This window comes from Petrotoga sp. DB-2, from assembly GCF_054051725.1.
In genome coordinates this window covers 84,144-92,394 of record NZ_JBSVZD010000005.1, presented here as the reverse complement: position 1 = coordinate 92,394, position 8,251 = coordinate 84,144, and the positions used below count along the sequence as shown (strand labels likewise).

The following is an 8,251-nucleotide window of genomic DNA, read 5'->3' as shown; positions in this document are numbered from 1 at the left end:
ATACTATCACTTTCCTAAACGTCCCTATCTTCACCGTGGTTTCCCCTGCTTCTGCCAATGACAAGAATTATGCTTTCATCCTTTTAGAAAAGGTTGTTAAGTATTTGGATCTTAGTGGGTTTAACTTCTTAGCTGATGCCGCATATGATTCAAGTGATCTTTACGATTACGTCCATTTGATAGCCGGTTCTATTGCTTTTATTCCTCTTAGGAATTCTTCTAAAAAAAGGTTAGTAGGTGAATGCGGTAAAAAACTTATTAAACATTCCCATTACCTTGAGAGTAAAAGAAACATATATAGAACCAAATTCGTTTGTGATGATCCTTCTAACTGTCCTTTGGGTAGGTCTAACTGTTATAGTTACAGAAACTATTCAAAGTATGATTTCCGCCATTTCCTTAACAGGGAATCTCCTTTCTTCAAAGAGATTTACAAGAAACGTACTCTCATTGAATCCATCTTTTCCAGGTTAGAAAGCAACAACGGTACTACTTCTTTGAAATATACAAACGCTGTGCAACTCGAATGCAACCTTTCTAACCTTTTCCTTATCGCTTCTGCTCTCTTAGCTCACAAGATGGGTAGAGATGATTTATTGTCTTCTCCTAAAACACTTATGTATGAAACAGCTTCTTAGCTTGTTTCTTTAGAAAGTTTAAATTCTCTTCAATACTTCCCAAATGAACGGTTATTCATTAACTGTACTTCTTTCATCTCTATTTTCCCTAAAAACTTCTTCAATTCTAATTACTTTCCAATTTTTTGAAGAATTACTTCGATTTTCAAAGAGCATTTTGGATAATTATCCAATATTTTAGTTCTTTTTCTTCTTGCCTTAACTTAATTTACCTTTAGTTAATCGTTGCTTTGACCTATTTCTGAAGTGGGTAACAAAAAATCAAAATAATCAGATATTTCTGTGATATTGATGTTTTTTATTTCACCGTGCGCCAAATTAAAAGTTCCGCAAGTGACAAATTCTCCGACAAATTTATATAAAGGCACCCCTTCCAATTGATAGTACTTTTCAAGCCTTTTTAAAGCCTCAGGGGTAACAAATATAATTTTTCCTGTGTACAGAACATTGTCACCATTTTTTAACTTTTTCAACGTTTCCAAAGAAACAGGATAATTTATGTTAAGCAAAACACATTAGCCTCCTTATTGTTTCCCTACATTTGATTGTAATCAGTTGAGAACACATAAGTTTTCAAGTATCAAATTTGTACGTATTTACTAACTATTTCATATGTTAATGTTTTAAGAGAAATAACAAAATCCACATTCTCAATAACAACACGATCATCGGAATTCAAAGTCACTGGAGCAAAATTCAATATCCCTTTTACACCAGCTTCTATCAATATATTTGCAACCTCTTGAGCCACACTTGAAGGAACAGTTAATATAGCTATTTCAAAACCAAGATCATTGTTTTTATTTTTTAACTCTTTAATATGTTTTATTGGAACACCGGGTAACAAAATAGAATTAATTTTTCTTTTATCTACATCGTACGCTGCAACTATTTTAAACTTGTATTTTTCTAATTCAGGATAATGAGAAATAGCTCTGCCAAGATTTCCCACCCCTATAATTGCAACATTCCAAATTCTTTCTGTTCCTAAAATCTTTTGAATCTTTAAACACAGATTTTCAACATCGTATCCTACGCCTCTTTTCCCAAACTCTCCAAAATAAGATAAATCTTTTCTAACCTGAGAAGCCTTTATATTAAGAGCCTCAGCAATCTCATGAGAAGAGGTTTTTGGCGTCCCTTCCTCTCGTAACTCTTTTAAAAGTCTGTGGTACATTGCTAGCCTTTTTATTGTGGGTTTAGGCACTTTGGGTGATTTCATATTTATGAAAAAGTTCTCACCAACGTGTTAGCAATTGTTTATTTACAATGTGGTGAAAAACTTTTTTTCACCTCCTATTTGTTATTTCTTATTTGACCACTATGTTTATAATTTTTCTTGGAACATAAATAATCTTTTGTATCTTTTTACCAGAGATATATTTTTGAACTTTATCATTTTCTAAGGCATAACTTTTTACTTCATCTTCGTTGAAATTAACATCAATCGTTATCTGAGCTCTCAATTTCCCATTTATTTGTACCGCTAAAGTAATTTCTTCTGCTTTTAAAGCATCTTTATCGATCTTTGGCCAACTTGCTTTAAATATAAATTCATCTTTTCCTAAATTCTTCCATAATTCTTCGCTTATGTGGGGTGCAATAGGAGATAACATCAATACAAAATCTTCAGAAAATTCTTTTAGTAAGTTGAGGTTCCAATCTTTTTCATCTGTATTGTTAAGATAAGAAGTTAATTCATTCAAAAGTTCCATAAGAGAACTTACTGCAGTGTTAAATTGAAAATTGCCTTCTATATCGCTCGTTATTTTCTCAATAGTTTGATGCAATTTTCTTCTTAAACCCTTTTCAGATTTATTTTTCAAAAGATAATTCGGCTTATTTTCAAGATGATTTATCTTATCCTGTATTTTCATGTACGTATTCCAAACCCTATTTAAGAATCTGTATGCTCCTTCTATGCCTGAATCATTCCATTCAGCATCCCTTTCGGGAGGAGCCATAAAAAGAATGTAAGTTCTTAGGGCATCAGTGCCATATTTTTCGATCATTTCTTCAGGAGACACAACGTTACCTTTTGATTTAGACATCTTAGCCCCGTTCCTGTATATCATACCTTGAGTGAAAAGATTTTTGAAGGGCTCATCAAAGCTAATGTAACCAAGATCTTTCAATACTTTGGTTATGAACCTTGAATAAAGTAAGTGTAATATTGCATGTTCGACTCCGCCTATATACTGATCTACAGGTAACCAATTATCTACATCCTCTTTATTGAAAGGTTTGTCTTCTAACTTTGGATTCACATATCTTATATAGTACCACGAACTATCCACAAAGGTATCCATTGTATCAACTTCTCTTTTAGCTTTTCCACCACATTTTGGACATGTTGTTTCTTTAAAATCGGGATGATCGATCAAAGGACTTTTACCGGTTGGTTCAAATTCAACATCCCTAGGAAGTTTTACGGGCAAATCGTTTTCAGGCACAGGAACAACCCCACATTTTTCACAATATACGATAGGAATCGGAGCTCCCCAATACCTTTGCCTTGATATAAGCCAATCTCTCAATTTGTACTGGGTGACAACTTTTCCGATATTTTTATCTTCTAACCACTGAGAGATTTTCTTAATTGCTGTTTGGTTGTTTAAACCTGTAAATTCTCCAGAATTTACCAAAATTCCTTCACCAACGTAGGCTTTTTCTAGAATTTCTTCAGTTAACGTGTCATCTTCAGGTGTAATAACAATTCTTATGGGAAGTTCGTATTTTTTCGCAAATTCAAAGTCTCTTTGATCATGTGCAGGAACAGCCATAATTGCTCCAGTACCGTATTCGTACAAGATATAATTCGCTACGTAAACAGGGATCTTTTCTCCATTCACAGGATTTATCGCGTAACTTCCAGTGAAAACTCCTTCCTTTTCAGCTCCTTCAGCGGTTCTTTTAAACCTATCTTGCAAGCTCATTTTTTGCAAAAATCGATTGACTTTTTCACTATATTCTGGAGTTGTTAATTCCTCTACAAGAGGGGATTCGGGAGCCAATGCCATAAAGGTAACTCCCCACAAGGTGTCAGGTCTAGTAGTAAAAACTCTCAAGCTTCCTTTGCCATTATCAAGCTTAAATTCTACTTCTGCTCCCACACTTTTACCTATCCAATTTTTCTGCATTGTTTTGACATTCTCAGGCCATCCACTCAATTTTTCTAAATCATTTAGCAGCTTTTCAGCGTAGTCAGTTATTTTGAAATACCATTGCTCTAACTGTTTAATTTCCACAACGGTCCCACATCTTTCACATTTTCCGTTAACAACTTGTTCATTTGCAAGAACCGTTTTGCAGTTTGGACACCAATTAACAGGTGCTTTTTTCTTGTAGGCTAACCCATTTTTATATAATTGTAAAAAAATCCATTGTGTCCATTTGTAGTAATCTTCCTTACACGTTATAACTTCTCTGTCCCAATTATAACTAATACCTAACTTTTTAATTTGATTTCTGATGATATTGATGTTTTGCATGGTCCAATCTTCAGGATGAATGTTCCCTTTTTCTATCGCAGCATTTTCCGCAGGAAGCCCAAACGCATCAAAACCAAAGGGATGCAAGACGCTATACCCTCTCATTCTCTTGTATCGAGCTATAACGTCACCAATAACATAGTTTTTTACATGACCAACATGGAGGGTCCCTGACGGATAAGGAAACATTACCAAATCATAATATTTTTTTGGGTACTCATCATTCGACACTTTAAAAGCATCTTTTTCTTGCCAGTTTCTTTGCCATTTTTTCTCTATCTCTTGTGGGTTGTAAGTTTTTTCCATCTATAGTCATTCCTCCATTATTATAAGTATTCTTTTGTTAATTATACCACAATTGACTATTTTCCTGTAACCGTTGGAATATAGAGATTTAAATCTTTCATTATGCTCGAAATTTCTTCATCAGGATGTTTAATAAGTCTGTACTGACCAGGTTCTTTTATTAGAAAAAAGGTATTTTCAGGGACTCCACTCTTAAATGAAGCGTTAAAAGGAAGTGTGTAGGTATATTGAGTTTCTATGGAAGGCTCTTTAAAAAAATAAAATTTGTATGGATTCAAGCCTGGCTTTAAATTTCCTTGGAAGATGTATCTACCTTCTGGATTTCTAAACGCCACCCATACATCGGAGGAACCTATAATATATATCTGAATGTAGCCAGCGCCTGATGGTTCGTCTAAATTAGTGATAATTTTATCCAGGTCGTTTAGGTTTTTTTCTAAAAAATTGTTTGAAACTATGAATTTTTCAACCACACCATCTGGCTCAAAATATTTATTGAGGTTTGAGATCTCCTTTTCTTGAGCCTCCAATTTTTCGTTCACCGTTGAATTTAATCGATTGAATTGACTTTGAAGATCCTTCCTAAGTTCTATTACCCTAATCTCCGTGACAATGGATAAAACTATTGCTATTAAACTTACAACAAAGATAGTTATCTTAAATCTCATACTTCCCTCCAAACATCTCCACTATATTATTGTATTCATCTATATTTCTTGCAAAAACTTTTTTTATCTTTTGGATGGTATTATCTACTTTTTTTGTATTTATTTTCATTTTATCACCTATTTCTTGATATGAGTATCCATCTATCCATAATTCAACAATTCCCCTTTCGTTGCATTCGAGTTGTTCAAGACTCTTTGATAAAAAATATTCCTTGAGAAAATCCTTCTTTTCAGTATCAACACTTTCTATATAATAATCGGCGTTTTCTGTAAATTCGTCGTCCGTGTTTTCCATACTTACAGCTTCTGTTAAAACTTTATGTTTATTTCTGTTCAAGTAGGTGACAAAAGACTTGATCTCCGAAGAGATATTCATATAGGCAAAACTTGAAAATTTAGCGTTTGCATCTTTTCTGAAATTATATACCGCTTGAATTAAACCCACCAAACCTATTTGTAAAAAGTCTTCGAATTCCAACCATGTTCCATAATATTTCCCAACAATAGATTTCACCATAGGTTCAAACTTTTCAAGAATTATGCCTAGGGCTTGGTTGTCCCCTATTTGTGCAAGTTCTATAAGTTTATCCAGATTCATTCCCCTTAGCCTATAGATATGCCTACTCATATTGCTCCTCACAGTTACTAGATATTTACTATCTTTAAACAATCTGAAAGATTCATAGTTTGAGTCCCTTTGCTTATTACACTATAAAATTCAACTCTATTGATTCTTTTCTATTATACTACATTCAGCAAAATACTTTCAAAAAAAGGGCGCTAAGCGCCCTTCTTTAATGATTGTATACACCATTGTTTTTAAAACCCTATTGCAAAACTTGATTTGAAAGTAAACCCGTTCAAATCGAAAATTTTTTCAAGATCCTTTGCCGTAAGAGATAACTCCGTTCTACTTTCAATAATTCTGCTATCTATTCCAAAACCTAAAAATGTGTTCCAGTAACCATAATATTTTTCAATACCAACTGTCAACGGGATAAAATTGAAAAGAGAAGTTTTAGCTTGCACACCCCAGTCAATTTCCTGATCTTCCACATAGAACTCCCCGTATGGAATGATATCGAGGAAGACTACTGGTATCCTAAAGAATCCGGTAACACTCATTGGATAAGCATATTCTTCATTTACATCTTGAACTTCCATAGGTGTTGAACTACTGGAATCTTCACCAAAAATACTAATCGTTTCTTGATAGGGAATCTTGTAAGACACCTTTGCAGGTTTAACAGGTATGTTTTTTACTGCGATTCCCACAACAGGATTTTTAATCTCACCAAAGGTTACACCTGCATCTATGGAATGTCCTGCATCGGTTAAAAATTTATCTGTTACGGAGTTAATGGATATATTTTCAAGCTCATCACTATCAAATGGAGAGTACAAGTCAACATTCATGTTCAACTGGGCCGTTGTTGTTCCTTCATCTGTATCCGTGGAAAATTCGTATTCAATATTTGATTCCTCGGTATAGACTATGGGCAAGAACAAGTTGTAAACTAATCCAACCGACATACCATCAAAATTATAAGAAGCGTACGCACCTGCTTTAAAAGATGTATTCAAGTTAAATGACATCGTATCTTTGTAGGTCTCATCTATTTCGTTACCTTCAGCAATAAGCATTATCAAATCGTTTGGTACCGTTAAATCACTTTTTATATCACCATTGAGTACAACCCCAAAACCCAGATCAAAGATATTTACTACAAAGTGTCCTTCAACGTTATCTTTTGTTATAAAAGATAAAGCTTCTCCATCTAAATAGGTATATAAATTGTCGAAATCAATGGTGAACTTTGTAGCGGTCAATATGGGTAAAAGCTCTGCTACTTTGTAAGCGTTTTGATAAATCATAATATCGGGAGAAAGCTCAATTTCAAAATAATTTCTTTTGCCTATCGACTCTAACAAAACGGGATTCAAACTACTATCAAAAGATCTCAATCCTTCTGAAAAAACGATCATAGAAAACGAAGAAACTATTAGCAATATAATAAACAATTTTTTCATAGTCATCCCCTCCTTATTGTGCCCTTAAAGGATTCGATATTGGTATTGTTATGTCTGTATCAAGATCCAACCAAAGGCTAAGATCTAAATTACCATTCATATTCAATGAATAAGTTTCCGTTCCCGTTTCCGGTTTTGGCAGTATTACGGTGAACATCAAATTAAAAGGAACCGTATCTTTCATATCTTCGATAAGGCCTGTTAAATTAAATTCAACAGTTTTATCTTCACCGACTGATATTTCCTTCGTAACAGCTCCTGAGGCAGTAGGTCCGTCGTTTTCAACATCCCACCCTTGAACTTCCATCTTTAAGGGTAATCCTGTCGTGTTGTCGTAATTCATGTGAAGTACTAATGATTCTATCCCATCGAGTATATTGTTCCAATCATCAGCAGACTCTTCATCTCTACCAAAGATATCCTCATCCCCTACTTCATCTTCATTTGAATACAATTCTACGTCATCGGTTATTGTGAATTTAAAAGGAAAATCCACCAAGAGGGTTATAGTAGTAGACGCATCCGCCGAAAATCCTGGATCAAAAGTTATTGACATAGATTCCAACATCAAATCATTTTCAACATTAAAAAAATCTGCCAAATCAGTTTTATCTCCTGATTTAAGATTTACTGGGCTACCTCCTGAAGTCAATGTGGTGTCAACCGTTACCCCTGTTGCATTTGTTACTACAAGAGTGGCTGGAAGAGAGTCTAATTCAATATCCTCTAAGATCCCCAGATCACTTTCTGAAAAAGAAGCTAACGGTTCTGGAGAAGTTACAAGAGTGCATTCAGGTGTAAGAACCGAACTAAAATCAGCAACACCAAGTTTATCCAAAATTTCTGCTCCGTCGAATATTTCCAAATCTACCCCATAAGTCAGGGGATTATCAGACTTTTGTGTGACAGTGGCATCTTCACCAAAACTATCTTCTAAACTACTTTCAATATCTTCTGCATTCACTAAATCGGACATTGTAATACTTTCTTTTGCAATAGCTTGAATATCTGGATCCATTTTTAACTCGATCTCTTCAAGTGCACAAGACGTGAACAGAAACATGCTTACAGCTAACAACAAAAATACATAATAAAACCTTTTCATTTTTCTCACCCC

Annotated in this window: 8 protein-coding genes; 1 reads left to right on the top strand and 7 read right to left on the bottom strand. The window is 34.2% G+C overall.

The window, feature by feature from the left end:
* On the top strand, window positions 1–638 hold a 638-nt coding region (locus ACW9JY_RS03500; protein WP_457283404.1), incomplete at its 5' end, for a transposase.
* A gap of 218 nt (window positions 639–856) precedes the next feature.
* Here ACW9JY_RS03500 and ACW9JY_RS03495 read toward each other — a convergent pair.
* The 7 genes from ACW9JY_RS03495 to ACW9JY_RS03465 all read right to left on the bottom strand — a co-directional run bounded on the left by ACW9JY_RS03495 (window position 857) and on the right by ACW9JY_RS03465 (window position 8,239).
* Window positions 857–1,147: a hypothetical protein gene (locus ACW9JY_RS03495; protein WP_457283403.1), complete on the bottom strand. Its 291-nt coding sequence runs from the start codon at window positions 1,145–1,147 to the stop codon at window positions 857–859.
* Between the two features lie 71 nt (window positions 1,148–1,218).
* On the bottom strand, window positions 1,219–1,860 hold the full coding sequence (locus ACW9JY_RS03490) for a redox-sensing transcriptional repressor Rex (RefSeq protein ID WP_103076267.1): 642 nt from the start codon (window positions 1,858–1,860) through the stop codon (window positions 1,219–1,221).
* 88 nt (window positions 1,861–1,948) lie between these two features.
* Window positions 1,949–4,435, bottom strand: a complete 2,487-nt coding sequence (gene leuS / locus ACW9JY_RS03485; protein WP_457283402.1) for a leucine--tRNA ligase — start codon at window positions 4,433–4,435, stop codon at window positions 1,949–1,951.
* Window positions 4,436–4,491: 56 nt separating this feature from the next.
* A complete protein-coding gene (locus ACW9JY_RS03480; protein ID WP_202695207.1) occupies window positions 4,492–5,103 on the bottom strand; it encodes a hypothetical protein in 612 nt (203 codons plus the stop codon).
* On the bottom strand, window positions 5,093–5,701 hold the full coding sequence (locus ACW9JY_RS03475) for a sigma-70 family RNA polymerase sigma factor (protein WP_457283401.1): 609 nt from the start codon (window positions 5,699–5,701) through the stop codon (window positions 5,093–5,095). The genes ACW9JY_RS03480 and ACW9JY_RS03475 overlap by 11 nt, the downstream gene beginning before the upstream one ends.
* A 221-nt stretch (window positions 5,702–5,922) precedes the next feature.
* Window positions 5,923–7,134, bottom strand: a complete 1,212-nt coding sequence (locus tag ACW9JY_RS03470; RefSeq protein ID WP_457283400.1) for a hypothetical protein — start codon at window positions 7,132–7,134, stop codon at window positions 5,923–5,925.
* Between the two features lie 13 nt (window positions 7,135–7,147).
* On the bottom strand, window positions 7,148–8,239 hold the full coding sequence (locus tag ACW9JY_RS03465; RefSeq protein WP_457283399.1) for a hypothetical protein: 1,092 nt from the start codon (window positions 8,237–8,239) through the stop codon (window positions 7,148–7,150).
* Window positions 8,240–8,251 lie beyond the last annotated feature (12 nt).

Bases quoted from the DNA above. Each gene is read 5' to 3' on its own strand.
- ACW9JY_RS03475 (WP_457283401.1), bottom strand. From the start codon at position 5,701: ATGAATCTGGATAAACTTATAGAACTTGCACAAATAGGGGACAACCAA.
- ACW9JY_RS03465 (WP_457283399.1), bottom strand. From the start codon at position 8,239: ATGAAAAGGTTTTATTATGTATTTTTGTTGTTAGCTGTAAGCATGTTT.
- ACW9JY_RS03470 (WP_457283400.1), bottom strand. From the start codon at position 7,134: ATGAAAAAATTGTTTATTATATTGCTAATAGTTTCTTCGTTTTCTATG.
- ACW9JY_RS03480 (WP_202695207.1), bottom strand. From the start codon at position 5,103: ATGAGATTTAAGATAACTATCTTTGTTGTAAGTTTAATAGCAATAGTT.
- leuS (WP_457283402.1), bottom strand. From the start codon at position 4,435: ATGGAAAAAACTTACAACCCACAAGAGATAGAGAAAAAATGGCAAAGA.
- ACW9JY_RS03490 (WP_103076267.1), bottom strand. From the start codon at position 1,860: ATGAAATCACCCAAAGTGCCTAAACCCACAATAAAAAGGCTAGCAATG.